Annotated in this window: 23 protein-coding genes; 13 read left to right on the top strand and 10 right to left on the bottom strand. The window is 69.8% G+C overall.

The window, feature by feature from the left end; translation table 11 throughout:
* Positions 1–4 precede the first annotated feature (4 nt).
* Complete coding sequence (locus tag AC5L36_RS01485) at positions 5–2,089, top strand: putative glycosyltransferase family protein (protein WP_441216010.1); 2,085 nt, start codon at positions 5–7, stop codon at positions 2,087–2,089.
* Positions 2,090–2,107: 18 nt separating this feature from the next.
* Here AC5L36_RS01485 and AC5L36_RS01480 read toward each other — a convergent pair whose 3' ends face one another.
* From AC5L36_RS01480 to AC5L36_RS01470, 3 genes are all read right to left on the bottom strand, one after another.
* Positions 2,108–3,625, bottom strand: a complete 1,518-nt coding sequence (locus tag AC5L36_RS01480; protein WP_441216011.1) for a glycosyltransferase family 87 protein — start codon at positions 3,623–3,625, stop codon at positions 2,108–2,110.
* A 92-nt stretch (positions 3,626–3,717) separates the two neighbouring features.
* Positions 3,718–6,477, bottom strand: a complete 2,760-nt coding sequence (locus AC5L36_RS01475; protein WP_441216012.1) for a transglycosylase domain-containing protein — start codon at positions 6,475–6,477, stop codon at positions 3,718–3,720.
* Between the two features lie 197 nt (positions 6,478–6,674).
* Positions 6,675–7,154, bottom strand: coding sequence for a DUF5318 domain-containing protein (locus tag AC5L36_RS01470; RefSeq protein WP_441216013.1), 480 nt, complete (start codon positions 7,152–7,154; stop codon positions 6,675–6,677).
* 173 nt (positions 7,155–7,327) lie between these two features.
* Here AC5L36_RS01470 and AC5L36_RS01465 point away from each other — a divergent pair, with 173 nt between their 5' ends.
* Positions 7,328–7,963: a PadR family transcriptional regulator gene (locus AC5L36_RS01465; RefSeq protein WP_441216014.1), complete on the top strand. Its 636-nt coding sequence runs from the start codon at positions 7,328–7,330 to the stop codon at positions 7,961–7,963.
* 23 nt (positions 7,964–7,986) lie between these two features.
* On the top strand, positions 7,987–9,066 hold the full coding sequence (locus AC5L36_RS01460; protein WP_441216312.1) for an inositol-3-phosphate synthase: 1,080 nt from the start codon (positions 7,987–7,989) through the stop codon (positions 9,064–9,066).
* A gap of 44 nt (positions 9,067–9,110) precedes the next feature.
* On the opposite strand, the gene AC5L36_RS01455 is transcribed toward AC5L36_RS01460, so the two are convergent.
* From AC5L36_RS01455 to AC5L36_RS01435, 5 genes are all read right to left on the bottom strand, one after another.
* On the bottom strand, positions 9,111–9,290 hold the full coding sequence (locus AC5L36_RS01455; RefSeq protein WP_441216015.1) for a hypothetical protein: 180 nt from the start codon (positions 9,288–9,290) through the stop codon (positions 9,111–9,113).
* 42 nt (positions 9,291–9,332) lie between these two features.
* Positions 9,333–9,539: a hypothetical protein gene (locus AC5L36_RS01450; RefSeq protein WP_441216016.1), complete on the bottom strand. Its 207-nt coding sequence runs from the start codon at positions 9,537–9,539 to the stop codon at positions 9,333–9,335.
* Positions 9,540–9,584: 45 nt separating this feature from the next.
* Positions 9,585–10,064 carry a methylated-DNA--[protein]-cysteine S-methyltransferase gene (locus AC5L36_RS01445; protein ID WP_441216017.1) on the bottom strand — a complete coding sequence of 160 codons (480 nt, stop codon included), beginning with the start codon at positions 10,062–10,064 and terminating at the stop codon, positions 9,585–9,587.
* A gap of 35 nt (positions 10,065–10,099) precedes the next feature.
* Positions 10,100–10,978 carry a hypothetical protein gene (locus tag AC5L36_RS01440; protein WP_441216018.1) on the bottom strand — a complete coding sequence of 293 codons (879 nt, stop codon included), beginning with the start codon at positions 10,976–10,978 and terminating at the stop codon, positions 10,100–10,102.
* 109 nt (positions 10,979–11,087) lie between these two features.
* On the bottom strand, positions 11,088–12,533 hold the full coding sequence (locus AC5L36_RS01435; RefSeq protein ID WP_441216019.1) for a CCA tRNA nucleotidyltransferase: 1,446 nt from the start codon (positions 12,531–12,533) through the stop codon (positions 11,088–11,090).
* Between the two features lie 38 nt (positions 12,534–12,571).
* Between AC5L36_RS01435 and AC5L36_RS01430 the strand changes: the two genes are divergently transcribed.
* Positions 12,572–13,420, top strand: coding sequence for a hypothetical protein (locus AC5L36_RS01430; RefSeq protein ID WP_441216020.1), 849 nt, complete (start codon positions 12,572–12,574; stop codon positions 13,418–13,420).
* A 1-nt stretch (position 13,421) separates the two neighbouring features.
* The gene (gene murJ, locus AC5L36_RS01425; RefSeq protein ID WP_441216021.1) at positions 13,422–15,188 is read left to right on the top strand and encodes a murein biosynthesis integral membrane protein MurJ; all 1,767 of its coding nucleotides are present in this window, start codon (positions 13,422–13,424) and stop codon (positions 15,186–15,188) included.
* A gap of 12 nt (positions 15,189–15,200) precedes the next feature.
* Here the strand turns inward: murJ and AC5L36_RS01420 are convergent, their stop codons facing one another.
* Positions 15,201–16,772: a helicase HerA-like domain-containing protein gene (locus tag AC5L36_RS01420; RefSeq protein ID WP_441216022.1), complete on the bottom strand. Its 1,572-nt coding sequence runs from the start codon at positions 16,770–16,772 to the stop codon at positions 15,201–15,203.
* A gap of 286 nt (positions 16,773–17,058) precedes the next feature.
* Between AC5L36_RS01420 and AC5L36_RS01415 the strand changes: the two genes are divergently transcribed.
* The 6 genes from AC5L36_RS01415 to AC5L36_RS01390 all read left to right on the top strand — a co-directional run bounded on the left by AC5L36_RS01415 (position 17,059) and on the right by AC5L36_RS01390 (position 22,806).
* Positions 17,059–18,636, top strand: coding sequence for a protein kinase domain-containing protein (locus AC5L36_RS01415; RefSeq protein WP_441216023.1), 1,578 nt, complete (start codon positions 17,059–17,061; stop codon positions 18,634–18,636).
* 9 nt (positions 18,637–18,645) lie between these two features.
* Positions 18,646–19,290 (top strand): RNA polymerase sigma factor SigM, encoded by a 645-nt coding sequence (sigM, locus tag AC5L36_RS01410; RefSeq protein WP_441216024.1) that lies wholly within the window; start codon positions 18,646–18,648, stop codon positions 19,288–19,290.
* Entirely contained in the window at positions 19,287–20,165 is an 879-nt protein-coding gene (locus AC5L36_RS01405) for an RsmA family anti-sigma factor (RefSeq protein WP_441216025.1), read from the top strand. Before sigM ends, AC5L36_RS01405 begins: the two co-directional genes overlap by 4 nt.
* A gap of 84 nt (positions 20,166–20,249) precedes the next feature.
* On the top strand, positions 20,250–21,203 hold the full coding sequence (gene trxB / locus AC5L36_RS01400) for a thioredoxin-disulfide reductase (RefSeq protein WP_441216026.1): 954 nt from the start codon (positions 20,250–20,252) through the stop codon (positions 21,201–21,203).
* A 16-nt stretch (positions 21,204–21,219) separates the two neighbouring features.
* Entirely contained in the window at positions 21,220–21,543 is a 324-nt protein-coding gene (trxA, locus tag AC5L36_RS01395; protein WP_441216027.1) for a thioredoxin, read from the top strand.
* A 123-nt stretch (positions 21,544–21,666) separates the two neighbouring features.
* Positions 21,667–22,806 carry an N-acetylmuramoyl-L-alanine amidase gene (locus AC5L36_RS01390; protein ID WP_441216028.1) on the top strand — a complete coding sequence of 380 codons (1,140 nt, stop codon included), beginning with the start codon at positions 21,667–21,669 and terminating at the stop codon, positions 22,804–22,806.
* Position 22,807: 1 nt separating this feature from the next.
* Here AC5L36_RS01390 and AC5L36_RS01385 read toward each other — a convergent pair whose 3' ends face one another.
* Positions 22,808–23,467 carry a GNAT family N-acetyltransferase gene (locus tag AC5L36_RS01385; protein WP_441216029.1) on the bottom strand — a complete coding sequence of 220 codons (660 nt, stop codon included), beginning with the start codon at positions 23,465–23,467 and terminating at the stop codon, positions 22,808–22,810.
* A 246-nt stretch (positions 23,468–23,713) separates the two neighbouring features.
* Here AC5L36_RS01385 and AC5L36_RS01380 point away from each other — a divergent pair, with 246 nt between their 5' ends.
* Together AC5L36_RS01380 and AC5L36_RS01375 are read left to right on the top strand one after the other, a co-directional pair.
* A complete protein-coding gene (locus AC5L36_RS01380; protein WP_441216030.1) occupies positions 23,714–25,030 on the top strand; it encodes an aminotransferase-like domain-containing protein in 1,317 nt (438 codons plus the stop codon).
* 8 nt (positions 25,031–25,038) lie between these two features.
* Entirely contained in the window at positions 25,039–25,992 is a 954-nt protein-coding gene (locus AC5L36_RS01375) for a D-alanine--D-alanine ligase family protein (RefSeq protein ID WP_441216031.1), read from the top strand.
* The last annotated feature ends 52 nt before the right edge of the window (positions 25,993–26,044 follow it).

Raw genomic sequence — 26,044 nt, 5'->3', positions numbered from 1 at the left:
TTCCATGAGTACGGAGCAGCCGCAGGTCGTCGATGACGATCCGACGGTTCCGGAGTCGAGCGCGGCGCCCGAGGCCGACCAGGCCAAGCGCGACGAGACCGCCGTCAGCGAGCCCAAGAGCGACAAGGCCACCGACGCCGAGGGGACCACGGTCACCCAGGCCGGCGAAAAGACCGAGGCTGACGAAAAGACCGACACTGACGAAAAGGCCAAGGCCGGCGAAAAGACCGAGGACAAGACAGCCGAGGCCGAGCAGGCCGGGGACAAGGCAGGCGACGCCAAGGGCGAAAAGGCCACGGTGGAGGGGCGGCCGCGCGACCCGTTCGCGGCGTTCGCGCCGGAGCCTGAGCTGCCACCGACCAGGCGTCAGCGGGTCGGGCGGGCGATCGGCCGGTTCCTGATCCACGAGTGGACCCTCGCCGTCCTCGGCTGCATCGTGCTCGCCGTGCTGATGACCTGGCCGACCCTGCGCTATCCGCTGCACACGCTCCCGCAAGACTTTCACGACCCGGCGCTACAGGCCTGGCAGATGGCCTGGTCCGGCCACATCCTGCTGAGCGACCCGGCCCACCTGTGGGATTCCAATACCTTCTTCCCGGAGCGGCTCACCTTCGCGTTCTCCGACACCCTGCTCGGATACGCGCCGGCCGGCATGCTGGGCGACGGCCCACAGGCGGCCATCCTCCGATACAACATCATTTTCGTGCTGGCCCACGCGCTGGCGACCTTCGGGGCGTATGCGCTGGTCCGCCAGCTCGGCGCGGGTCGCACCGGCGCGATCGTGGCGGGGGCCGCCTACACCTACGCGCCCTGGATGCTGGCGCAGGCGGGACACCTGCACATCGTCTCCAACGGCGGCATCCCGCTCGCGCTGGCGATGCTGGCCCGCGGGCACGGCTACTCGTTCGCGCACGGATATCGCGACGACCGGCGCCACGCGGGGTGGGCGCTCGCCGGCTGGCTCGTCGCGGCGTGGCAGCTCAGCCTGGGTTTCGGCATCGGCCTGATCTTCGCGTACGTGCTTGGCGCGCTCTCGCTCGTCGCCCTGTTCACCTGGTATTGGCGCAAGGCGTTGCGGTGGGCGGTCAGGCGGCGGTTCGGTGCGCGCCTGGCGCTGGCCGACCTTTTCGGCGGCCTGATCTTCGCGGCGACGGGAGTGCTGCTCGCCCTGCCGTACTTCGAGGTGGCACACCTGCACCCGGAGGCGACCCGCCGTGTGCAGGATCTGGAGGCGTACGCGCCGCCGCCAAGCGGCCTCTTCATCGCGCCGCCAGAGTCGCTGATCTGGGGTGACCTGCACGAAAACGTGCGCGACGGCCTCCGGTGGCCGGCCGAGATGGCCGTCCTGCCCGGATACGTGCTGTACGCGCTCGCCCTCGCCGGCCTGTTCTTCTCGATCTGGAAGGTGCGCCACCGGCTCCTGCTGCTCGGCGGCGTGCTGGTCACCGGCATCCTGGCGCTCGGCCCCAACTTCTTCGGCGGCAAGTACACGTATCTGCCGCTCTTCGAGTACCTGCCGGGTTGGGACGGCCTGCGTACGCCGGGCCGGCTCATGCTGTGGACGACGCTGCTGCTGGGCATCCTGGCGGCGGGTGCGGTGAGCGCGCTGGTGCGCCGGGTCAACGAGATCGCCGCCACGCGGTTGACGCTGCGCCCAGGCGTACTGCTCCGCATCGTCACGCTGGTGCCACTGCTGCTGGTGCTGGTCGAGGGCCTCAACACCACACCGCACCCGGCCGTGCCCCCGCAGCCCGCGGTGATGCGCACCGACCCCGGGCCGATCCTCGTGCTGCCCTTCAACCTGACCTACGAGCAGACCGTCATGCTCTGGTCGACCACGCGTTTCCAGCCGGTGGTCAACGGCGGGAGCGGATTCACGCCGGTGCGGCAGGAGCGCACGCGGGAGGCCGCCAAGACGTTCCCCGATCAAGCCAGCGTCGACTACCTGCGCGAGCTGGGCGTCAAGACGGTCGTGATGCTCCGCGACGAGCTCGACGGCACACCGTGGCAGGCGGCCGTCGACCTGCCCGTCGACGGGCTCGGCATCCAGCGCGAGGAGATCGGCGACACGATCGTGTACCGGCTCTGACCCCGGCTGGCCGGGAGCTCAGACGGTCACCGGCTCCCGGTCCGGCGGCGGCGGAGCCTCGCCGGCCTCGCGTCGCGCGCGCCATCGCACCAGCCACGGCGCGTCGTCCGCACCGTCGAAGACGCCACCGTCCGGGTCGTCCTCGTACGTCTGCCGCACCGGGTCGCGCTCGGGCGTCACGATGTCGCGCACGATCAGCCCGCACAGGACGGCGACGGTGACCAGCCGCAGGGTGGAGGCGAGCACGAAGACGCCCTCCGGGAAGACCGGCTTGCCCGAGGCGCCGAGCAGCTCCCCGTAGAACGAGACGAAGTAGAGCACCTCGGCGATCTGCCAGGCGAGGAACGCACCCCACCGCGGACGGGCGAGGACGGCGAGCGGAATCAGCCACAGCACGTACTGCTGGGACCAGACCTTGCTGAAGATCAGGAACGAAGCGACCACGAGGAACGCCAGCGCGGCGACGCGCGGCTTGCGGGGCGCGAAGAGGGCCAGCGCGGCGATCGCGAGGCAGGAGAGCCCGAACAGGCCGTACGTCAGGAGGTTGAGCTGCGGGACATGGTTGCTCAGCCACTGGAAGGGGCCTTGGTCACCCGGTGAGCCGGAGTTCCACTTGCCGTCGAGGTAACGGCCGATATACCACAGCGTGCCCCAGTCGATCGGCCGCTCGGTATTGAGCTCGAAGAAGCGGTCCCAGTTTTCCCGGTACGGAATCGCGGCCGGCAGGTTGACCGCGACCAGCGCGGCGAGCGCGGTGCCGGTGGCCACGAGCGCCTGCCGGAGCCGATTCGTACGCAGACCGAGCACCAGCAGTGGCCCGAGGATGAAGAGTGGCCACATCTTCGCGGCGCCGGCGAGTCCTAGGAGGATGCCGGCGACCACGGGATGTCGTTTGGCCCAGGCATACATGCCGAACGCGGCCAGCCCGATGGCGAGAAAGTCCCAGTTTACCGTCGCGGTGACGAATAGAGCGGGGGAGAGCGCGAACATCGCCGCGTCCCACGGTCGTCGCCGACGCACGGCCAGGATCGTGGCGACCGTCGCGATCGCGAGAGCACCGAGCACCAGGGCGTTGGCATCGTAGAACCACAGCGCCTGGTTGAGCTCCGGACGGCTTTCCCCGAGCGCGTGCACCGGCAGCCCGAGGGCGCCCATGAAGTAGCCGGTCAGCACCGGGTACTCGACCGGGTGGTCACGGTAGGGGACCTTGCCCTCGTTGAGCCCTTCGGCGTAGTAGAGCGCGAGCACGTCGGTGTAGCAGAACCGCGTGTACTGGATGTGGTCTGCCCAGGCACCGTCGCGGCACGGCGACTTTTGCACCCAGTGCAGGGCGAGCGTGAGGCAGGTCAGCGCGATGACGATGCGGGTGGCGGTCCAGAAGCGCCCGCCCCACTGCGCCTGCGGCTTGTCGGAGCCTGCGGCGTGCTCGCCGATCGGCCCCCCGATGGCCTCGGACAGCCCGCGCACGAACCCGTCCGACTGCGCCGGATGATCTACACGTTCAGATCCATCGATGTCGGTCGTGCGCACGCTCATAAAGAGGCATCATGCCCTATCGACGGCGGGATCCGCGCGGCCCAGCCGCGCGGATCCCAGCAATCGTCGAGTCGACACCCGGTCGGGAGAGGCTAACCCCCCGGGAGCGTGTTGCCCTGCTGCGGCGGTGGCGTGGTCTGAGTGCCCGGGTTGGGCTGCTCGTTGTCGTTGTCGTCGTCGTTGCCATTGCCGTTGCCGTTGCCATTGCCGTTGCGGTCGTTGTCCGGGCAGAGGATGTCAGGCAGCAGGCCACAGTTGCCATTGCCGTTGCCATTGCCGTTGTCCGGCCCCTGGGTCGGCGGCGGTGGCGACGCGCCGTTCGGGAACGGGCTGTCCGGATCGCCGGTGTTCTTCCGGTCTTCGAACCGCTTGACTTCCAGCGCCATCCGCTCATGCACCAGGTCCATGAACATTTCCCAGATCGAGGCGGGTGTGCCGGAGCCCGACATCTTCTTGGTGCCGCCCGGTTCTTTGATCGCCCGGCGTTTGCCCTCGGTGCCGACCCAGACCGCAGAGGCGATCTGCGGCGTCGCGCCGACGAACCAGGCGTCGCCGTTGTCGCTGCGGTCCTGGTTGAGCTCCCAGGTGCCGGACTTGCCGGTGGCCGGGCGGTCGCCCTTCAGATCCTTGTCGATGTTGTCGGGGATCTTCTGGAGCACGGCGTTGATGTCGTCGATCTGGTTGGCCTCGAAGCGCTGCTCCGGCTTGAGCTTTTCGCCCTTGCCCGGGACCGGCCCGAACTTGCCGGTCGCGTCGCGCTTCTCCACCTTCTTGATGAAGTGCGCCTTGTTGTAGATACCCCGGTTGGCGAGGGTGGCCACACCGTTGGCGTGGTCGAGCACCGTGATCGGGTACTGGCCGAACGCCACCTCGTTGTCGAACTCCGCCGGCGCCAGCTTCTCCGGGGCGGTCTTGGTGAGGTCGTGCGGCTTGCCCTTGTTGGTGTCGAACATCGTGCGGATGCCGGCATCGCGGGCCGCCTCGACCACCTTGGCCGGCCCGATACCGTCGGCGATCCAGTAGAACGGGACGTTGTACGACGAGATCGTCGACTGCTCGAGCGTGCAACTGCGACCGCACCTGATGTCACCGGCGTCGCGGCCCGCGTTCGAGATCTTCCGCCCGTTGTCGTCGTCCTTGAGGGCGTCCCAGCGCGAGTCCATCGGGATGCCCGCCTTCATCGCCGCCGCGAGCGTGTAGATCTTGAACGTCGAACCCGCCGCGTGACCGCCCGAGTTGCCGCCGTCGTTGAGACCGGCGTAGTCGTAGCCGGTGCCGTTTTCACCGCCGTAGTACGCCAACACCTGGCCGTTGGTCGGATCGATCGCGACAAGCGCTGCCTTGTAGTACTTCGGCAGCTTGTGCATCGGCGAGGTCGTGGACGCCCAGCGGGCCGCCTCCTCCGCCGACTTCTGCGCCTGCTGGTTGATCGTGGTGGTGATCCGGTAGCCGCCCTTCTTCCACTCGGCGGCCGGGATACCCATCTCTTCGAGCTCGTCGCGGACGTAGTTGACGACGTTGCCGCTCGGCTTGTCGATGCCGCAGCCGATGTTGCAGCTCTTCGCGTCGTACTTTTGCAGCGTCTTGGTCGGGTAGACGGACTTGGCCCGCTCATCGGCCGTCATCCACTTCTTCTCGACCATGTTGTTGAGGGTGTAGCCCCACCGCGCCTTGGCCTCTTCGGGGTTGGTCTGCGGGTCGAAGCCCTTGTGGCCGGTGGCCTTGTCGGGCTCCGGCTGCTTGATCACCGCGGCGAGGACGGCGGCCTCTTCCTTGGTGAGCGCGCCCTTCTTACCCGGCTGGACCAACACCGACTTGCGGAAGTACATCTGTGCGGCGGCCTCGATGCCGTGCGCGCCTCGACCGAAGTAGATCGCGTTGAGGTAGTAGCCGAGGATCTCGTCCTTTTCGAGGTCCTGCTCCAGCTTTCGGGCCAGCACCGCCTCGCGGATCTTGCGGTTGTAGTTGATGCCGCTGAGGTCGGCGGCGTGCCGCGCGTACTGCTGCGTGATCGTCGAGGCGCCTTGGGTGTTGCCGCCGGTGAAGTTGTTCCAGGCGGCGCGAGCGATGCCCTTGAGATCGATGCCCTCGTGATCGAGGAAGTTCTTGTCTTCGGCGGCCATCACGGCTTCCTTGACCACCGGCGAGATCTTGTCGGCCGGCACGACCGTGCGGTTGACCTCGCCGAGCTTGGCCAGCTCCTTGCCGTTGGAGTAGACGATCGAGGTCGCCTGGGCCTCGAATGTGTCGTAAGTCGGCACGTCGTCGTAGAACCAGGTCAAGGCGACCACGCCGGCGCCGGCCATCATCACGACGACGGCGAACGCGGCGACGATCCAGTTGATCCTCTTGCGCCGCTTGGCTCGCTTGATCGCGGCCGGGTCGCTGGGGCCTCTGCCACCCTTGGCGGCCCGGCGACCGGGGCCGGTCGGCCCGCTCGGCCCACCGGGACCCTCCAGCACGTCTGGCCGGCCGAACTCAGGCCCGGCCGGCGAGACCGGCCGCACCGCGGCGCGACCGACGGTGGCCCGGCCGGCCGCGCCGGCGACGGGCGGCCGCCCTGCCGTGCCCGGTGAAGCCGAGCCGACCGACGCGGAACCAACGGAGGCCCGGCCGGCGGAGGCCCGCCCGGACGATGCGCCGACCGATGCCCGGCCTGAGGAGCCGGCGGCCGCGCGGCCCGAGGTGGGGCGGGGCGCCGGCTCGGAGCCGTACCCGTCGCCGTTTCGGGCCCAGCCACCCTCGGAGCCGCCGCGTGCCGACCCACGGGCGCGGGGGGCCCCGTAGTCGTCGGACGGGCCTGAAACATTGGCCCGACCGCGCGCGGAACTAGGGTCGTCGTACGAGTTCATTCGTCACACCCTGCCGGTCGCGATGACGCGCTCTCGCGACGCCACCGTGTTGCGGTGAGTTAGGACACCTTCTGACGCCAGCCCGGCCACATGACCGAGCAAGGCTTCGCCCGACAAATTCGGACTTATCCGATTAACGAGTGATTGCTTGCCCCGCCACTTCGGGTCCTCCACCCCGTCGTTCGGGCAAGCATCGGTCACCGTCGGGCCTCTCGCCTTCGTTTGGTCGCCGGCGCCCCAACGCCGGTAGCGGATGAACCAGAAGTGGATGAGCCGACGGCAGCCGCCGTCTCTGCGGCGGGCTCATCGGTCAGCCCGTCGCGGCCGAGCAGGAACTGCTCGACGAGATGATTCCAGTCGCAGGCGCGGCACACCTCCACCACGTACACCTGGAACTCACGGAACGTCATCGCCAGCACCGGCAACTCCGTGCGGGTGCGGGCCTGTCCGGCCGACTGCTTGAGCTCATCGCCATAGATGTAATGGACGAGCGTCAGGTTTTCCCGGCGGCAGATCGGGCAGCGCCGGTCGGTGGGCTCGCCGTGGAAGCGGGCGGCGTTCTTCAAGTAGGGAGACGCATCGCAGACTTCGTACGTACCCACGCGGCCAGAAAGGACCTCACGCAGCAGCGCTCGCTTCTGGAGCGAGTAGTCGACAACCTGCCGCTGCGTGCGCATGCGGACGAGGGTACGCGGTTCCGGGCGAGGAGGCGACAACCGTCACTTTCTGCTACCAGACGACTCGATTCTGATGTTTGCCGTCCGGCCACCTCCGCGATACCGTGCGATGTATCGGGGCGATACATCGCACCGGTTAACGCGAGTACACCAGTGGGTAAGGAGGGTGAGACGTGCTCGAGCTCGCCATCCTCGGCCTGCTCCAGGAGTCTCCGATGCACGGCTATGAGCTGCGCAAAGAGCTCGCCACAAAGCTCGGCGCGATCCGCGCGGCGATCAGCTACGGCACCCTGTACCCCACGTTGCGGCGGTTGCAGGGCGTCGGCTGGATCACCGAGGCGGGGGAGGCGGCCGTCGGTGCCGAAGAGGTCCCGCCGCTGACCACCCGCCGCGGTCGCGTTGTTTACAAGATCACAGCGGAAGGCAAGGAGCGTTTCGCCGAGCTGCTCGCGCAGGCCGGGCCAGAGACGTATGACGATGCCGGCTTCGGCGTCCACTTCGCGTTCTTCGCGCGCACCGACCGCGCCACGCGGCTGCGCATCCTCGAAGGTCGCCGCCGAAAGGTGGAGGAGCGCCGGGAGGGTCTGCGCGACGTGCTGGCCCGGGCTACCGAGCGGCTCGACGCCTACACGCTCGAGTTGCAGCGCCACGGACTCGACGCCTGCGAGCGCGAGGTCCGCTGGCTGGAGGAGCTCATCGCCAACGAGCGCTCCGGCCGGGCGCCCGAGGGCAAGCCCTCGGCCAGCCCAACAGATAAAGACAGCCCGCCTCCGCCTGGACCTACCAGGGACATCCCGGAGCGGCCGTGATGAACAAGAAGGAGGCAAACGCGATGGGCTCCGTACGCGTGGCCATCGTCGGTGTCGGAAACTGCGCCTCGTCTCTGGTGCAGGGCGTGGAGTTCTACCGCAACGCCGACCCCACCGACCGCGTCCCGGGTCTCATGCACGTCACCTTCGGCGACTACCACGTGTCTGACGTGGAGTTCGTCGCGGCGTTCGATGTGGACGCCAAGAAGGTGGGTCGAGACCTCGCTGAAGCGATCGTCGCCAGCGAAAACAACACCATCAAGCTCTGCGACGTGCCGCCCACCGGCGTGCAGGTGCAGCGCGGCCCGACCTTCGACGGCCTGGGTCAGTACTACCGCGAGATCATCGAGGAGTCCGACGAGTCCCCGGTCGATGTCGTCAAGGCACTGCGCGACGCGCAGGTCGACGTCGTCGTGTCCTACCTGCCGGTGGGCTCCGAGGCGGCCGACAAGTTCTACGCCCAGGCGGCGATCGACGCGGGCTGCGCCTTCGTCAACGCGCTCCCCGTGTTCATCGCCTCCGACCCGGTGTGGGCCAAGAAGTTCGAAGACGCGGGCCTGCCGATCGTCGGTGACGACATCAAGAGCCAGGTGGGCGCCACCATCGTGCACCGCGCGCTGGCCAAACTCTTCGAAGACCGCGGCGTCGAACTGCTCCGCACGTACCAGCTGAACTTCGGCGGCAACATGGACTTCATGAACATGCTGGAGCGCAGCCGGCTCGTGTCGAAGAAGATCTCCAAGACGCAGTCGGTGACGTCCCAGGTGCCGCACGAGATGGCCAAGTCCGACGTCCACATCGGGCCGTCCGACCACGTGCCGTGGCTCGACGACCGCAAGTGGGCGTACATCCGGCTCGAAGGCAAGTCCTTCGGCGACACCCCGCTCAACGCCGAGCTCAAGCTCGAGGTGTGGGACTCGCCCAACTCGGCCGGCGTCATCATCGACGCCCTCCGCGCCGCGAAGATCGCCAAGGACCGCGGCATCGGCGGCCCGATCCTGTCGGCGTCGTCCTACTTCATGAAGTCGCCGCCGGTCCAGTACGCGGACCACGAGGCGCACGCCGCGGTCGAGGCCTTCATCAAGGGCGAAGTCGACCGCTGACCACCGCACGAAGACGGGCCGGGACGCGACGTCCCGGCCCGTTTTCACTCGATGACCCGTAGGTACGGGGCAAGTCGTCGTGTGACCTCGTCAACCGAATCGATCGCGCCGGTGGTGAGGTCGTCGGTGAGCTTGCTCCGGTCCGCGGCCGGCATCTCGAGCACCAACCCGACGCGTCCGAGACTTACCGCGAGCGCGCGCCAGGCCAGGCCCGCATTCGACATATCCAGTGGTTGCCACCGGATCACTCCGTGTTGCACCGAGGCTCATAGGTCGCCCAGCTCTCGGTAGAACTCTGCGTTTGCCTCCTCTTCACGGCGCAGGATGCGCAACAGCTCCTCTCTCCGCTGAGCGCGGTTCAGGTACCCCTCGATCGCCTCCTCCGCGAGCTTTTCTTTGTAGCGCTGCTCCTCCTCGGCCAGGTCCCGCAGGCGCTGCGCCACTTCTGGTCTGATCATCAGCTCTAAATCCATACAGATGTTCTACAAAGGACCTAGGGTTGGCTCAAGAACACCAACTCAGGAACCCCAAGAAAGCTGGAGGGCGACGCGGGCCTCCAGCTCCAGCAGGTAGCGCTTGCGGGGGAGGCCGCCGCCGAAGCCGACGAGCTTGCCGCCGGCGCCGACGATGCGGTGGCAGGGCACGATGATCGGGATCGGGTTGCGATTGCATGCGACGCCGACCGCCCTCGCGCCGCCGGGGTCTCCGACCGCGGCCGCGACCTCGCCGTAGGTGCGCATCTCCCCATAAGGAATCAGAGTCATCTGGTGCCACACCGCGCGCTCGAAGTCGCTGCCCCGGCGCACCGACAGCGGCAGGGTGAAGTCGGTGAGCTCGCCCGCGAAGTAGGCCCTCAGCTCCGCGACCGCGGCGTCGAGGCGGGGATCGCTCACCTCGGCGGCGTCGGCCACCGCGCCGAAGTGCACGCCGCAGACGCCCGTGTCGTCCACGGCGACGGAAAGCTCGTCGATCGGCGAGTCGATCACCACCCAACGCATCCACCTATTGTGGCCGCCGGGTGTGACAGCGACGCTCAGCTGACTCGCTCGTACTCGGTCGTGAGGAGCCCGGTGTTTTGCGTCAGCCGGTCGGTGGAGCACGTGTAACTCGACGAGTCGTCCTTGGTGTCGAGGACGTTGGGGACGTCGTACTCCTCGCCGCCGAGGGTGACCTTGCCGCTCACGTTCGACTCCACGTCGGTGACGTTGACCCGGCCGGCCCTGGTCGTGAAGTTGTAGGTCAGCCGGCCGGAAATCTCCAGCCGGACCGTCGAGCCGTTGAGCTCGCCGCTGTACTCGGTGCTGCTGCCGTAGTCGGTCTCGCCGGTGCCGTCGCGGTTGAGCCGCAGTGTCGCGCCCTCGCCGCCGGTGAAGGTGACGCTGTCTCCCTGGACCGCCACCGTCTCCTTGTGAGACGTCACCCGCCAGGTGCCGATCACGCACTCGTCGAGGTCGGAGCCGGGCGCGGCGCTCGTGCTCTCCACCGGGCCGCCGGTGGTCGGGTCGCCGGTCGGTCCGGCGATGGGGTCGTCACCGCCACCCCGCGCGGCCACCACGATCACGATCGCCACAACCAGGGCCACCAGCACCGAGCCGAGCGCGAAAAGAGGGACCATGTAGGACCGGCCGCGCTGCTGCTGCGGCTGCGGCGGATAGCCGGGGTAGCCGCCGCCGCTGGTCTGCTGGGCGTACGCCGGCGGCACGCTCGTCGGATATCCCGCCGGGGGCACGCTCGTCGGGTAGGCCGGCGGGCTCCCGGGCTGTGGATAACCGGGGTACCCAGGCGGGGGTGCCTGTGGATAAGCGGGTGGCGGTGGCGGCGGCTGCTGGGGAATCCCCCGGAACGTGCCGCACTGCGTGCAGTAGCCGGCGGCGTTCACCTGTACGCCCCCGCAGACCGCACACGGCTGCATCAGCTGCCTCCCCCTCACACACCCTCTACGGCCGCCGACCGGAGTCGGCTCACTTCGCGAGCGACGGTAGCCGAGACGCGCCACGGCTTGTAACCAACCAACCGGCTGGCTAGATCACACCTTCGTCGCGCGCCCAGCGCAGCAGCTCTGCCTCGGCCTCGTCCCGGTCGAGCGGGCCGCGCTCCAGCCGGACCTCCTTGAGATGCCGCCAGGCGCGGCCGACGATCGGGCCGGGCGGCACGCCGAGCAACTCCATGATCGCGTTTCCGTCGAGGTCGGGCCGGACCCGCGCGAGATCCTCGGCCTCCTGAATCTGCGCGATCCGGGTCTCCAGCGCGTCGTAGTCGGACGAGAGCTGGGCGGCCTTGCGCCTGTTGCGGGTGGTGCAGTCGGAGCGGGTCAGCTTGTGCAGCCGGGAGAGCAGGTCACCGGCGTCGGTCACGTACCGCCGCACCGCCGAGTCGGTCCACTCTCCCCGCCCGTACCCGTAAAAGCGCAGGTGCAAGGCGACGAGCTTGACCACGTCGGACGTCACGTCCTTGGGATAACGAAGCTCCTTCATGCGCAGCTTGGTCATGCGCGCGCCGACCACCTCGTGGTGGTGGAAGCTCACCCTGTTGTCCGGGCCGACCGCCTTGGTGGCCGGCTTGCCGACGTCGTGCATCAGCGCGGCCATCCGCAGGATGAAGTCGGGGCCCTCGCCGCTCTCCAGCCGCACCGCGTTGCTGACCACGGTGAGGGTGTGCTCGTACACGTCCTTGTGCTGGGCGTGCTCGTCGATCGCGAGCTTGAGGCCGGGCAGCTCGGGCAGGAAGCGGTCGGCCAGGCCGGTGTCGACCAGCAGCCGCAGCCCGGTCACCGGGTCGGCGCCGCAGAGTAGCTTGGTGAACTCGTCGCGGATCCGCTCGACCGTGATCCGGCCGAGGTCGGCGGCCATCGCGCCCATCGCCGCGACCACGTCCGGGTCGACGGCGAACCGCAGCTGGGCGGCGAAGCGCGCGGCCCGCAGCATCCGCAGCGGGTCGTCGCCGAACGACTCCTGCGGCGTGCCGGGTGTACGCAGGCGCCGGGCGGCGAGGTCGTCGAGGCCGCCGTACGGATCGGTGAACCGGTGCTCGGGCAGGCTCACCGCCATCGCGTTGACCGTGAAGTCGCGCCGGCGCAGGTCGTCCAGGAGGTTGTCGCCGTACTGGACGACCGGGTTGCGGGTCACGCCGTCGTACGCATCGGAGCGAAACGTTGTGATCTCCAGCCGCAGCCCATGCCGCTGCGCGCCGATCGTGCCGAACTCGCGGCCGGTCTCCCAGGTGGTCTCGGCCCAGCCCTCGAGCACCCGGAGGATGTCGTCCGGCCGTGCGTCGGTGGTGAAGTCCAGGTCGTCGCCGAGCCGGCCGAGCAGCGCGTCGCGCACGGATCCGCCGACCAGGTGCAGCTCGTACCCGGCCTTGGTGAAGCGGCGGCCGAGCTCGTCGGCGATCGGGGAGACGCGCATCAGCTCAGCCACGGCGTTGCGCTGCGCATCGGTAAGCCCCGTGGCGTTCGAAGTCTTGGACATGGGACAGCCAGCCTATCGGTGGGGCAGGATGATGCCTCGTGCCGGTACCCGACGCCCTGCGGACACTTTGCCACGACCCGGCGTTCTGGGCCGACTACTTTTTTCGCACCACCCCCCACGCCGATCCCGACCCCGCGGAGCTGCGCGCCACATTCCCGATCGCCGGCGGGTACGCGCTGGTGCTCGACCTCGACCGGCGGTACGGCACCTACGCACTCGGCCTGCGCACGCCCACCAGCATCGAGCCGATACCGATGGCGTGGGACGACCGGTCGCGGTGGCATCCGCACGGGCTGCTCTGGCCCGAGCTGGAGCTGATCGGCCAGGTGGTGGCGCTCGACGACCCGTCGCTGCCGCACCCCGGGCTGACGGTCGCGCTGCTGTGCCGGTTCGCGCCGATCACCGCCGAGGACGACGCCGTCGCGGTACGTGGCCTGCTCGGCGCGGCGCTGCGCTCGCTGCGGGTACCGGTGCCGCCGGCTGAGCAGGAGCCGCTGTTCCCGTACTCGCCACGGGTGCTGACCGAGGCGCAGGTGACCGACTACCTGGAGGTGCCCGGCGAGGGAGTGGCTGGCACGCTGCGGTACGCCGGCAGCGACGTCTTCCCCTTCGACGAGCTCGCCACGCTGGTGCGGTTGGCGCGCCGGCGGGTCGACCGGGTGGCCGCCGAGCCGTGGTGCACGGAGCAGGTCCGGGCGCTCGCCCGCCGCCGTGACACCGCCGCTCTCCTGGCCGCTCTGGAGTCCGCCGGCTGCGATCACCCGACCCTGCTCGACGCGCTGGCCGAGCCGGTCACACCCGCCGAAGCCGCCTGGGTCGCGGACGTGCTGGCAGGCGATGGCCCCGTACCCTTGCGCTGGTACGGCATCGACCAGAAGCGGGGTTGAGATGGGCGGCGGCCTCTATAAGAGCGCCAACGCGGGGCACAGCGCGCACCAGCAGTACCCGGACGGTGCCGTGCTGATCTCGACCCAGCCGATGCCGTACGGCATGCATCCCGCCCCCGGCGTGGAGTCCGCTCCCGACCTCGAGCCGGCCGTGGAGGTGGAGCAGGGGAGCGCGGCCAGCAACAGCGCCGTCATGGCGATCGGCAGCCTGGTCAGCCGCGGCACCGGCTTCCTGCGCACCGTCGTGCTCGCCGCCGCGCTCGGCGGCGCCGCGATCAACGACGCCTACACGACGGCGCAGGTGCTCCCCGGCATCGTGTACGAGCTGCTGCTCGGCGCGCTCCTGAGCAGCACGATCATCCCGGTGCTGGTGCGGCGGCGGAAGGCGGATCCGGACCGGGGCGAGGCCTACACGCAGCGGCTGGTGACGCTCACTGTGGTGGTGCTGGCGGCCGCCGCGCTGATCGTCACGGTGCTGGCCTCGGTGCTGACGCTCCTCTACACGAGCAGCGACCAGTCGGATGCCTTCAAGGGCCTGGTCACGAAGATCTCGTACCTGACGCTTCCGATGATCTTCTTCATCGGGCTCTCCGGGATCCTCACCGCCGTGCTGAACACCCGCGGGCACTTCGCCACGCCGATGTTCACACCGATCCTCAACAACCTCGTCGTCATCGCGACCGGCGGCGTCTACGTCCTTATCTACGGGGCGAAGGCGATCCGGCCGGAGCAGATGACCAACGGCCAGATCCTGCTGCTCGGCGCCGGCACGCTGCTCGGCGTGGTGATCCAGAGCCTGGGGCTGCTGCCCGCGCTGCGCAAGGTCGGCTTCCGCTGGCGGTGGCGCTTCGACTTCCGCGCGCTCGGCCTGCGCGAGCTGGGCCGGATCGGGGTCTGGGCGCTCTGCTACGTCATCGTCACCCAGATCGGCCAGATCGTCGCGTTCAACCTGCTCAACCGGGCCAGCGGCAAGGGCGCCGCGGGCCCGGCGATCTACAACAACGTGTTCCTGCTGATGTACATGGCGCACGGCATCATCTCGGTGTCGATCATCACCGCGCTGACCCCGCGGATGAGCGCGGCGGCGGCCGACCACCGGCACTCCGACATGGCCGCCGACCTGGCCCGCGGCACCCGCATGATCACGGCGGTGCTCACGCCGGTCGCCATCTGCTACGCGGTGCTGGCCGCGCCGATCGCGGTGGCGCTCTTCCGCCGCGGGGCGTTCACGCAGGAGGACGCCAACCGGACCGCCATCGTGCTGGTGGTGACCGCGGTGGCGCTCGTGCCGTTCTCGATCAGCCAGCTATTCACCGTCGGGCTCTACGCGCGGCAGGAAACCAAGACCGCGGCTCTCGTCAACCTGCCGGTGGTCGGCCTGCGGATCCTCGTGCAGGTCGTCATCTTCCTGCTGTTCTCGGCGGCGTTCGCGGCGCCCGGGCTGATGTTCGCCAACGCGCTGTCTTATGCCGCCTCCGGGCTGATCACCGCCATACTCATGCACCGGCGCATCGGGGCGATCGGGCTCGGCGGCATCCTCGTCACGGTCGTCAAAGTGGGCGTCGCCGCCGTCGGCGCGACAGTGGTGGGGCTCGCCGTCATCTACGTGCTGCCAGGCGGCTGGACACCGAGCATGGGGGAGGCCTTCCTCCAGCTGGCGGTCGGCGGGCTGGCGATCAGCGGCACCTACGTGGCCATCGCCCTCGGCCTGAAGGTCACCGAGATCAATAGCGTCTTCGCACTGGTCCGCCGCAAGATCCGCCGCTAGGAGCCTCCCGGGTCAGCGGCGGCGGCGCTTCGCGGTGCCGAAGATCTGGCGGGCGATGGCGGCGCCGGCGGCGGTGGCGGCCGCCCGGATGAACGACTTGGTAGCGCTGGAGCCGAGCACCTTCTCCATCATGTTCGGGCTCTCCTTCTCTCCGCGCGGTGCCTTCCGCTCCTGTGGATAACTCTGTGCGGGAGGCGTCTCGGGCGCGGGAGAGCCCTGTGGATAACCACCTGTGGACGGCGGCGCCAGCCGGGCGGCCAACTTCTCGTACGCGGACTCCCGGTCGACCGGCTCGGCGTACTTCGCGTGCAGCGTCGACCCCCGCACCACCGCCGTCATCGCCGCCGCGTCGGCCGCGGCCATCAGCGACTGGGGAGCGCGGAGCCGGGTCCAGGCGACCGGGGTCGGCGCGCCGTTCTCGGACAGCACGGTCACGATCGCCTCGCCGGTGCCGAGCTTGGTGAGCACCTCCTCCAGGTCGTACGCCGAGTGCGGGAACGTCGACGCGGTCGCCTTGAGCGCCTTGGCGTCGTCCGGCGTGTACGCCCGCAACGCGTGCTGGACCCGGTTGCCGAGCTGAGCGAGCACGTCGGGGTGTACGTCCTTGGGCGTCTGCGTCACGAAGAAGACGCCCACCCCCTTCGAGCGGATCAGCCGCACGGTCTGCGTGATCGACTCCAGGAAGTCCTTCGACGCGTCCTTGAAGAGCAGGTGGGCCTCGTCGAAGAAGAAGACGAGCTTCGGCTTGTCGACGTCGCCGACCTCAGGCAGGTCCTGGAAGAGGTCGGCCAGCAGCCACATAAGAAAAGAGGAGAAGAGCGCCGGCTGGGTCACGACTCCGGGCAGCTCCAGGATCGAGGCCACGCCCCGCCCGTCCGGCGCGGTACGCATCAGGTCGGCCGTGTCGAACTCCGGCTCGCCGAAGAAGTCGTCCGCGCCGGCGTCCGAGAACGCCACCAGCTCCCGCAGCAACACGCCGGCCGTCTGCTTGGAGAGCCCACCGAGCGAACGCAGTTGTTCGGCTCCCTCGTCGGAGACCAGGTACTGGATGACCGAGCGCAGATCCTTGATGTCCAGCAGCGGCAGCCCGTTCGCGTCCGCGAAGTGGAAGATCAGGTTTAGTGACGAGGACTGTACGTCGGAGAGCCCGAGCACCTTGGACAGCAGCACCGGGCCGAACGACGTGATCGTCGCGCGCACCGGGATGCCGGTGCCGCGCCCGCCGAGCGCGTAGAACTCCACCGGGAACGCAGCGGGCTGCCAGTCCTGCCCGATGTCGGCGGCCCGCGCACTGATCTTCTCATTCGGGCTGCCCGGGGCCGACATGCCCGACACGTCGCCCTTGATATCCACGAGGAAAACCGGCACTCCGGCCGCGCTGAGCTGCTCGGCGATCACCTGGAGCGTCTTGGTCTTGCCCGTACCCGTGGCGCCGGCGACGAGACCGTGCCGGTTGAGCATGCCGAGCGGGATGCGCACCTTCGCCTCGGGGTCGCCTCGATCGTCCACCACCAGGGCGCCCAGCTCGAGTGCCGCCCCCTCGAAGGCGTACCCGTCGCGCACCTGCCCCGCAAGATCAGACATGGCGAAAGCGTACCTATAACGCACTATTTGCAGGAGGCTTCAAACTGGGATGATTGCAACTTACCTCCCAAGGTCGACCCCGTTGACTCGCATCAGGCCGGCTGCCACGCCAAGATGACGTGTTGAGAGGTCGCATGACCCGGGTAAGGTCGCACTCGTCGGGTGCGGGTAGCGCCTACGCTATTAGTTGTGCCCGCCGCCGGGTTGCCGGCTGCGGCGAAGCGGCCAGATCACAGGCAGCACACACGGGTCCACTTGATCCAAACGATCACCGAGGGAGGACGGGGTGACCCAGGTCGGCGAAGGTCAGGAGGCGAGCGAGAGCGCGCCCCAGGTCATGACCTTCGGTGCGCCCACCGTCGGTGAGATCCTGGCCGAGAGGTACGAGCTCGCGGAGCACATCAACAACGACAGCGCCGGGCGGCAGGTCTGGCGCGGCGTCGACGTGGTGCTCCGGCGTCCGGTCGCGGTGGTGCTGCGCTACCCCGGCGGCGACTCCGCGATGGAGATGCTCCAGGCCGCCGTCGCGGCGAGCCGTGTGATCCATCCCAGCCTTGTCGGCGTCTACGACGCGATCGACGAGGCCGAGCGGGCCTACGTGGTGCGCGAGTGGGTCGACGGCGAGTCGCTGCGCGAGATCGTGGCCGAGGAGCCGCTCGATCCGACCCGCACCACCACGGTGGCCCACTCCGTGGCCGACGCGGTCGCCGCGATGCACGCCACCGGCATGGTCCACGGCAACATCCACCCCGGCACCGTCCTGATCGGCGACGACGGCCGCGTCGTGCTCGCCGACGCCCGAGCCGACAACGCCGACACGCAAGATACCGACGTGCGGGCGATCGGCGGCATCCTCTACTTCGCGCTGACCGGCCACTGGCCGCACACCGAGGCCGGCCGTTCGGCGCTGCCCGACGCGGTGCGCGACGCGAGCGGCGCGGTCGCGGCGCCCCGCCAGATCCGGGCGGGCGTCCCGGCCTACCTCGACGACCTCACGATGGACCTGCTCGACAGCCGGCTCGCGCTGCCCGCCGCCGATGTGCTCGCGGCCGAGCTGGGCCGCCTCGACAGCGCCGGCGACGAGCCGTATTACGAAGAGGCCGGGCCGCTGCGGTTCCTGTCCGGCCCGCGCGGCGACGTCGCGGCCACGGTCGACGCGGGCGTTGGGCGCCCCGAGCCCCAGCGGGCGACGATCCGCAAGATCGCCGCTGGTGTGGCCGGGCTCCTCGCGATCGCCGTCGCCGGCCTGCTCTTCGGGATCAGCGCGCTGGGCGACGGCGACGGCGACAACACCGCCGCGCCACCCTCCAACGCGCCGGCCACTTCCGGCAGCGATCCCACGACCGGCGGCGGCGCCGTCGCCGGCAAGCCGCAAAACTTCACGATCAGTGCCAACCAGGTGCGCATCGTCGACCCGCCGGACGGCGACCGCCAGGAGCTCGAGGGCGCCGACAAGGTCGTCGACGGCAATGAAAACACCGGCTGGGAGCCCAATGGCTACCGCACTGCCGACTTCGGCAACCGCAAGCCGGGCATGGGCATCCTGATCGATCTGGGCCAGCCCCGCACGGTCAGTTCGGTGCAGGTGACCCTCTCCGACAGCGGCGCCTCCGCGGAGCTGCGGGCGGGCACCACCGACCCGGGCAGCAGCGCGGCCGGCGACGAGCAAATCGTGAAGTCGTACAAGCGGGTGGGCGACCCGTTCGAGGCGTTCGACGCGACGAAGATGAGCTTCACCGACTTCGACCCCGACCAGAAGTACCAGTATCTGCTCTTCTTCATCACCGAGCTGCCCGAGACCAGCGACGGCCAGTGGCCGTTCAAGGTCGGCGTGCAGGAAATCGTGGTCGCCGGGCTGAGCTAGTGTGCAGCCGTGACCGACAGCTCGCGTAGCGACGCCGAGCTGCTGCGCGCCCATGTCGACGGCGATCGAGACGCCTTCGCCGAGCTGTTCCACCGGCACCGCGACAGGCTGTGGGCCGTGGCGCTGCGCACGCTCGCCGACCGCGAAGAGGCAGCCGACGCGCTTCAGGACGCGCTGCTGTCCGCCCACCGGGCGGCGGCCCGCTTCCGGGGCGAGTCGGCGGTCACCACCTGGCTGCACCGCATCGTGGTCAACGCCTGTCTCGACCGGGCCCGCCGGCGTCAGGCCCATCCCACCGTGCCGCTGCCGGACGGCAGCCGCACCGAGCCCGACCGGCCGGTGGCCGCCGAGCCCGCCGCGCCGTCGGTCGACCACGACACCGCTCTCGACGTGCGGCACGCGCTGGCCCAGCTGCCGGAGGAGCAGCGGGCCGCGCTGATCCTGGTCGACGTGCAGGGCTACCCGGTTGCCGAGGTGGCGGTGATCCTCGGTGTGGCCGAGGGCACGGTAAAGAGCCGGTGTGCGCGTGGCCGGGCCAAGCTGGCGGTTGTGCTGGGTCACCTCCGGGCCCGTGGGGGGAACCAGCAGTCCGGCGGTCGCGTCCGAACCAGTACGGCGCAGGCGCGCACGGCGAGCGTGGAGGACGAGAAGTGACCGGGCAGGAGTTCAGCGAGGTCGATATCGACCTGCTGGCCGACTATGTCGGCGGGGCGCTGGACGGCACGCCCGAGGAGGCCGTGGTGGCCCGGCGAGTGGCCGAGGAGCCGGCGTGGGCCGAGGCGCATTCAGCTCTCTCCGAGGCGACCGAGGGCGTGCGCGCCAGCCTGGCGTCCTGGGGTGCCTCGGCGGAGCCGATGCCCGCGGAGGTGGCGGATCGGATCACTGCCGCTCTGGCACAGGAGCCACACCGTCCAGCCCTCTCGCTCGTACCCGATGATCCAGATGGACCCCCACGGACCGCGTCTCGGTCGCGGCGCCGGCTGCCCGGATGGGCCGCTCCGGCGGCGATCGCCGCCGGTGTCGTCGCCATCGCCGGCCTCGGGTTGAGCCAGGCCGACCACCTCGGCAGCGGTGACGAAGGCAGCGCCGCCGGCACCGTGGCGGACGCGCCGGCAGGCACCGATAGCAACGCGGAGGCCGTGCCCAACGCGGTGCGAGGCGTGATGCCGGTCACGGTGAGCGGTCGAAATTACGGCGATTTGGCGAGTGCGGCCCCACCGGCGATGCCTGCCAGCGGTCCCGTGACGGCGCAGGACGAGGCGGAGCGCCAGTTGTTCGGCACGCTCACGACCCTCGACCGGCTGCGCGATCCCGCGGCGCGGGCCGCCTGCATCGAGGCCATCGCCACGGTCCACCCGCTCGGGGTGAGCAGCGTCGACGTGGTCGACCTCGCGTCGTTCCGGGGGTCACCGGCCGCGATCGTGTTTTTCACGGACAGTTCCGGGGCACGGTGGGTATGGGCGTCTGGTCCGGAGTGTGGCCTGGCGGCGCGGGGCGCGGACACCCGCGGCAGCGCGAAGATAGGGTGAGCTGACCCACCCGGACGAGGGGTCGGGAATCATCGCTGCCCGCGATGGGTTCTCCTCTGCGCACACACACTACGGGAGTCGGCAGTGGACGAGGTCCGTAATCTGATCATCATCGGCTCGGGGCCAGCCGGTTACACCGCCGCGGTGTACGCCGCGCGCGCCAGCCTCAAGCCGCTAGTCATCGAGGGTGCGCAGTCCGGTGGCGCGCTGATGACGACCACCGACGTGGAAAACTTCCCGGGCTTCCCCGACGGCATCATGGGTCCTGAGTTGATGGACTCGATGCGCAAGCAGGCGGAGCGGTTCGGCGCGGAGTTCCTCACCGACGACGTGACCCGGGTGGAGCTGGTCGACACCGGCGGGCTCGGCTCCGGCGCCACCCAGAAGGTGTATGTCGGCGAGACGGAGTACCAGGCGAAGGCGGTCATCCTCGCCACCGGTTCGGCGTGGCGGCCGCTCGGTGTCCCGGGCGAGCAGGAGCTGCTCGGCCACGGCGTCTCCTCCTGTGCCACATGTGACGGCTTCTTCTTCCGCGGCCAGCACATCGTGGTCGTGGGCGGCGGCGACTCCGCGATGGAGGAGGCCAACTTCCTGACCAAGTTCGCCGAGACGGTCACCATCATCCACCGCCGCGACGAGTTCCGGGCCAGCAAGATCATGGCCGATCGCGCACTCGCCAACCCGAAGATCCGCGTGGAGTGGAATTCGGTCGTCGAAGAGATTCTGGGAGACGACGGCAAGGTCGCCGGCGTGCGCCTGCGCAACGTACACACCGGCGAGAGCAAGGTGCTCGACGTCACCGGCGTTTTCGTCGCGATCGGCCACGACCCGCGCAGCGAGCTCTTCCGCGACACGGTGGAGCTCGACGAGAGTGGGTACGTCGTGGTGGACGCCCCCAGCACACACACCAGCGTGCCGGGCGTCTTCGCCGCGGGCGACCTGGTCGACCACACCTACCGCCAGGCCATCACCGCCGCCGGCACGGGCTGTGCCGCCGCGCTGGACGCCGAGCGGTTCATCGCATCACTGGAAGTCTGAGTTCAGGAGGGTCTTCGTGGGAACAACCAAGGCGGTCACCGACGCCAGTTTCACCAGCGACGTGCTGCAATCTGAGACGCCGGTGCTGGTGGACTTCTGGGCCGAGTGGTGCGCGCCGTGCAAGAAGGTCTCGCCGCTGCTTGAGGAGATCGCCGGCGAGATGGGCGACCGGGTGCGGATCGTCAAGGTAAACATCGACGAAAACCCGGAAACCGCGCGCGCGTACCGCGTCATGTCGGTGCCCACGCTGACCGTCTTCAAGGGCGGCCAGCCGGTGCAGTCGGTGGCCGGCGCCCGTCCAAAGGGCGACCTTGTCAAGCTCATCGAGGCCGCGCTGTAACGGCTGTTTGCTTCGGGGCGCTCCCATAGGGGGCGCCCCTTTTCTTGGGTGTGTTTTCGGGTGGCCGGCGGTGCGTCGCCGGTCGGGATAGGCTCCTGAAGCGTTCTCACAGAGGAGGTCCTCGTGCGTCCGATCCGGCGCGGCGACCGCGGCCCCGCGGTCATCGAGATCAACCAGATCCTCGCCGAGCTAGACCTCCTGACCGGTGGCGCCGACGAGTACGACAACGACACCGAGCGGGCCGTCCGCAGCTTCCAGCAGACCCGTGGCCTGTCCGTCGACGGTCTGGTGGGCGACGAGACCTGGCGCGCGTTGGACGCCGCTCGCTGGCGCCTGGGCGCGCGGGCGCTCTACCACGCGATCCCCGAGCCACTCGTCGGTGAAGACGTCCGGACGCTCCAGGAGCGGTTGCTGGAGATGGGATACGACGTGGGCCGCGCCGACGGCATCTTCGGCCCCAACACGGCGCGGTCGGTGGCCCAGTTCCAGCGCGAGGTGGGCCTCCAGCCAGACGGGGCGTGCGGGCCGCAGACCATGCACGCGCTCAAGCGGCTCGGCCGCAAGGTGGTCGGCGGGCGGCCGCAGTGGCTGCGCGAGGCGGAGGCGTTCCGCCGCTCCGGTCCCAACCTGATCGGCAAGGTCATCGTCATCGACCCCGGCCACGGCGGCTCCGACCCGGGCATCGTCGTGCCGGACGGGCCGCTGCGCTGGACCGAGGCCGACCTCGCCTTCGACATGGCCGCGCGGCTGGAGGGCCGGCTCGCGGCGGCCGGGATGCGGGTGCACCTGACCCGCGGGCCCGGTGGTGGGCCGGCGCTGACCGACCTCGCCCGCGCCGATCTGGCCAACGAGCTCGGCGGTGACCTCTTCATCTCGCTGCACATCGACGGCCACGACAACCCCGAGGCCGACGGCGTGGCCGCCTTCCACTACGGCACGGGCAACGGCGTGACCTCCACCGTGGGGGAGCGGCTGGCCGGGCTTGTGTTGCGCGAGATCGTCAAGCGCACGGGCCTGCGCAACTGCGCGACCCATCCGAAGACGTGGGAGCTGCTCCGGCTCACCCGCATGCCCGCGGTGCGGGTCGACGTCGGCTATCTGACGTCGCCGGCCGACCGGGAGCGGCTGATCGATCCGGCCTTCCGCGACCGCGTGGTCGAGGCGGTCGTGGCGGCGGTGCAGCGCATGTACTTCCCGATGGAGGCCGACGTGCCGACCGGTTCGATCGACGTGCGGAGCCTGCGCGCAGCCGCAGTGTCGTGATTTAGCCCGACGTTGATCGCGTAGCGGGGCGAACCGGACGTAGCAGGCTTTCCGGGCTCATCGATCCGAGCAGTTTCTCCAGCGCGTACTCCACATCGGACTTCCACGACAGGGCCGTGCGCAACTCCAGCCGCAGCCGGGGAAAGCGCGGGTGTGGCCGCACGGTCTTGAAGCCGACGGAGAGGAAAAAGTCGGCCGGTGCCAGGCAGCCGTCTTCGCCGTCGCCCGCCTCGCCGTACTTGGCGTCGCCGAACGCCTCGATCGCCTTGATGCCGCGCTTGGTGAGATCGCGCGCGACGCCCTGCACGAGCATGCGCCCCAGCCCGCCACCGGCGAACGCGGTGACGATGTGCGCCGTCATCAACAGCGCCGCGTCGGCCGAGACGGGGGACGTCGGGAACGCCATCGAGCGGGGCACGTAGGCCGGCGGCGCGTACATGACGAAGCCGGCGGGCATGCCGTCGACGTACGCCAGCTTGCCGCAGGAGCCCCACTCCAGGAGTGTCTGGGAGACCCACGCTTCCTTTTCCAGGCCGGGATCGCCGGCGGCGCACGCGCGCTCCGCGGCGACCGGATCCAGCTCCCAGAACACGCAGGCGCGGCAGGGACGGGGAAGATCCTCGAGAGTGTCGAGTGTCAGACTGACCAAGCGTCGCGACATCGCCGAATCCTCATAGCCTCGATTGCAGCCACGCGCCGCCTCCTTGCCCCCGACAGCAGATCGTACGCCGGAACTTCGCGTCAGGGGAGAGGTCGGGCAACCGGTCACCCTTGGGACCCGTCTGGTCGGCCCTTGGGCCCGGAATGTGGAACCAGCTGGGGAGGATTGTGCCCGAGGACTAGGATCGATCGGCCAGCAGTGTGGCTGGGCTCGGATGCGTGTTTGCACCCACGAGGCAGGTGAGTCATGACCGGCACGACGCTCGACGACTATACCGATCGCTACGCCCGGCGGGTGCGCGGCATGACGGCTTCGGAGATCCGCGCCCTCTTCGCCGTGGCCAGCCGACCCGAGGTCGTCTCGCTCGCCGGTGGTGCCCCCTACGTTTCCGCCCTCGCGCTCGACGCGGTGGGCGAGATGCTCGGCAAGCTCGCCACCGACCACGGTCACACCACCCTCCAGTACGGGATCGGTCAGGGCACGCTCGAGCTGCGCGAGCGGATCTGCGAGGTGATGGCCCTCTCCGGCATCGACGTCGGCTGCGGCGCCTCCCCCGAAGACGTCGTGGTGACCGTTGGCGGGCAGCAGGCCCTCGACCTTGTCGCGCGCATCTTCCTCGACCCCGGCGACGTGGTGCTCGCCGAGGGCCCCACCTACGTTGGCGCGCTCGGCGTCTTCCAGGCCGCGCAGGCGCAGGTCGTGCACGTGCCGATGGATGACGACGGCATCGTGCCCGAGGCGCTGGAGCTGGCGATCGCGGAGGTCGCCCGGTCGGGGCGGCGCGCCAAGTTCCTGTACACGATCCCCACCTTCCAAAACCCGGCCGGCGTGACGTTGACCGAGGAGCGGCGCGAGCGGGTGCTCGACATCTGCGAACGCGCCGGGTTGCTGGTGGTCGAGGACGACCCGTACGGCCAGCTCAGCTTCGACGGCGACGCGCCCGCCCCGCTGCGCTCCCGCCGCCGCGACGGGGTGTTCTACCTGAGCACGTTCTCGAAGACGTTCGCGCCCGGCATGCGGGTCGGCTGGATCCTCGCGCCGCACGCGGTGCGGGAAAAGCTCGTCATCGCCAGCGAGGCGCAGATCCTGTGCCCCAGCGCCTACGCGCAGGCGGCCGTCACCACCTACCTGGCCACGATGCCCTGGCGCGAGCAGCTGAAGACGTACCGGGAGATCTACCGCGAGCGGCGCGACGCGCTGCTGGGCGCTCTCGCCGACCTGATGCCCGCCGGCACCACCTGGACCGAGCCGAAGGGTGGCCTCTTCGTGTGGGCCACCCTCCCCGAAGGGCTCGACGCGAAGGCGATGATGCCGCGGGCCATCGCCGCCCGCGTGGCGTACGTTCCGGGCACCGGCTTCTACGCCGACGGCACGGGCGCGGGGCACATGCGGCTCAACTTCTCGTTCCCACCCCCGGAGCGGATCCGCGAGGGCGTGCGGCGGCTGGCCGGCGTGATGGAGCAGGAGCTGGCCATGCGGCAGGTGTTCGGCGCGATGACCGGGCTGGCCGCGCGCCGGCGGGGGCAGGCCGCGGCCGATGCCCCTGACCCCGGCTTGGCATGATCTGAGGCATGAATACGGACCTTCGCGTCCTCGTCCTTGCCGGCGGCCTCTCGTACGAGCGGGATGTGTCCCTGAAATCTGGACGTCGCGTGCTCGACGCGCTGCGCGGCGCCGACATCCAGGCCGACCTGCGCGACGCCGACGTCTCACTGCTGCCCGCGGTGCAAGCCGACCCACCCGACGCGGTGGTCATCGCGCTGCACGGCGCCACCGGTGAGGACGGCTCACTGCGCGGGGTGCTCGACCTGTGCGACGTGCCGTACGTCGGCTGCGACGCCCGCTCGGCACGCCTCGCCTGGGACAAGCCGTCGGCGAAGGCGGTGCTGCGCGAGGCGGGCATCCCCACACCCGACTGGGTCGCGCTGCCACATGACCGCTTCTCCGAGCTCGGTGCGGTGGCGGTGCTCGATCGTATCGCCGACCGGTTGGGCCTGCCGCTGATGGTCAAGCCCGCGCAGGGTGGTTCCGGCCTGGGCGCCGCGGTGGTCCGGGACGCGACGGCACTCCCAGCCGCGATGGTGGGTTGCTTCGCGTACGACTCCACGGCGCTCGTCGAGCGGTACGTCGCCGGCATGGACGTGGCGGTGTCGGTCGTCGACCAAGGCGAGGGACCGCAGGCGCTGCCAGCCGTCGAGATCGTGCCGCGCAACGGGGTGTACGACTACGCCGCCCGGTACACCGCCGGCCTCACCACATGGCACGCGCCGGCCCGGCTCGACCCGGACGTGGCGGCGGTGGTGGCCAAGACCGCGATCGCGGCGCACTCGGCACTCGGGCTGCGCGATCTCTCGCGCGTCGACCTGATCGTCGACCCGGAAGGCCAGCCGCACGTACTCGAGGTAAACGTGTCGCCCGGCATGACGGAGACGTCACTGCTGCCGTTGGCGGTGCAGGCGGCCGGGCTCGACTTCGGCAGGCTGCTGGCCACCTTGGTGGAGCAAGCGGCTCGACGCGGATCCTGAGCCTCCAGACACAAGCGCCCCCGTGCCGGGTAGTCCCGGTGCGGGGGCGCGT

The organism is Phytohabitans sp. LZ39 (assembly GCF_059359075.1).
The sequence above is the reverse complement of the archived record's forward strand: the minus strand, read 5'-3'. Positions and strand labels throughout refer to the sequence as shown.

Excerpts from the sequence above, each read along its gene's own strand:
- AC5L36_RS01485 (WP_441216010.1), top strand. The coding sequence starts at position 5 with ATGAGTACGGAGCAGCCGCAGGTCGTCGATGACGATCCGACGGTTCCG.
- AC5L36_RS01480 (WP_441216011.1), bottom strand. The coding sequence starts at position 3,625 with ATGAGCGTGCGCACGACCGACATCGATGGATCTGAACGTGTAGATCAT.
- AC5L36_RS01475 (WP_441216012.1), bottom strand. The coding sequence starts at position 6,477 with ATGAACTCGTACGACGACCCTAGTTCCGCGCGCGGTCGGGCCAATGTT.
- AC5L36_RS01470 (WP_441216013.1), bottom strand. The coding sequence starts at position 7,154 with ATGCGCACGCAGCGGCAGGTTGTCGACTACTCGCTCCAGAAGCGAGCG.
- AC5L36_RS01460 (WP_441216312.1), top strand. The coding sequence starts at position 7,987 with ATGGGCTCCGTACGCGTGGCCATCGTCGGTGTCGGAAACTGCGCCTCG.
- AC5L36_RS01455 (WP_441216015.1), bottom strand. The coding sequence starts at position 9,290 with ATGTCGAATGCGGGCCTGGCCTGGCGCGCGCTCGCGGTAAGTCTCGGA.
- AC5L36_RS01450 (WP_441216016.1), bottom strand. The coding sequence starts at position 9,539 with ATGGATTTAGAGCTGATGATCAGACCAGAAGTGGCGCAGCGCCTGCGG.
- AC5L36_RS01445 (WP_441216017.1), bottom strand. The coding sequence starts at position 10,064 with ATGCGTTGGGTGGTGATCGACTCGCCGATCGACGAGCTTTCCGTCGCC.
- AC5L36_RS01440 (WP_441216018.1), bottom strand. The coding sequence starts at position 10,978 with ATGCAGCCGTGTGCGGTCTGCGGGGGCGTACAGGTGAACGCCGCCGGC.
- AC5L36_RS01435 (WP_441216019.1), bottom strand. The coding sequence starts at position 12,533 with ATGTCCAAGACTTCGAACGCCACGGGGCTTACCGATGCGCAGCGCAAC.
- murJ (WP_441216021.1), top strand. The coding sequence starts at position 13,422 with ATGGGCGGCGGCCTCTATAAGAGCGCCAACGCGGGGCACAGCGCGCAC.
- AC5L36_RS01420 (WP_441216022.1), bottom strand. The coding sequence starts at position 16,772 with ATGTCTGATCTTGCGGGGCAGGTGCGCGACGGGTACGCCTTCGAGGGG.
- AC5L36_RS01385 (WP_441216029.1), bottom strand. The coding sequence starts at position 23,467 with ATGTCGCGACGCTTGGTCAGTCTGACACTCGACACTCTCGAGGATCTT.
- AC5L36_RS01380 (WP_441216030.1), top strand. The coding sequence starts at position 23,714 with ATGACCGGCACGACGCTCGACGACTATACCGATCGCTACGCCCGGCGG.
- AC5L36_RS01375 (WP_441216031.1), top strand. The coding sequence starts at position 25,039 with ATGAATACGGACCTTCGCGTCCTCGTCCTTGCCGGCGGCCTCTCGTAC.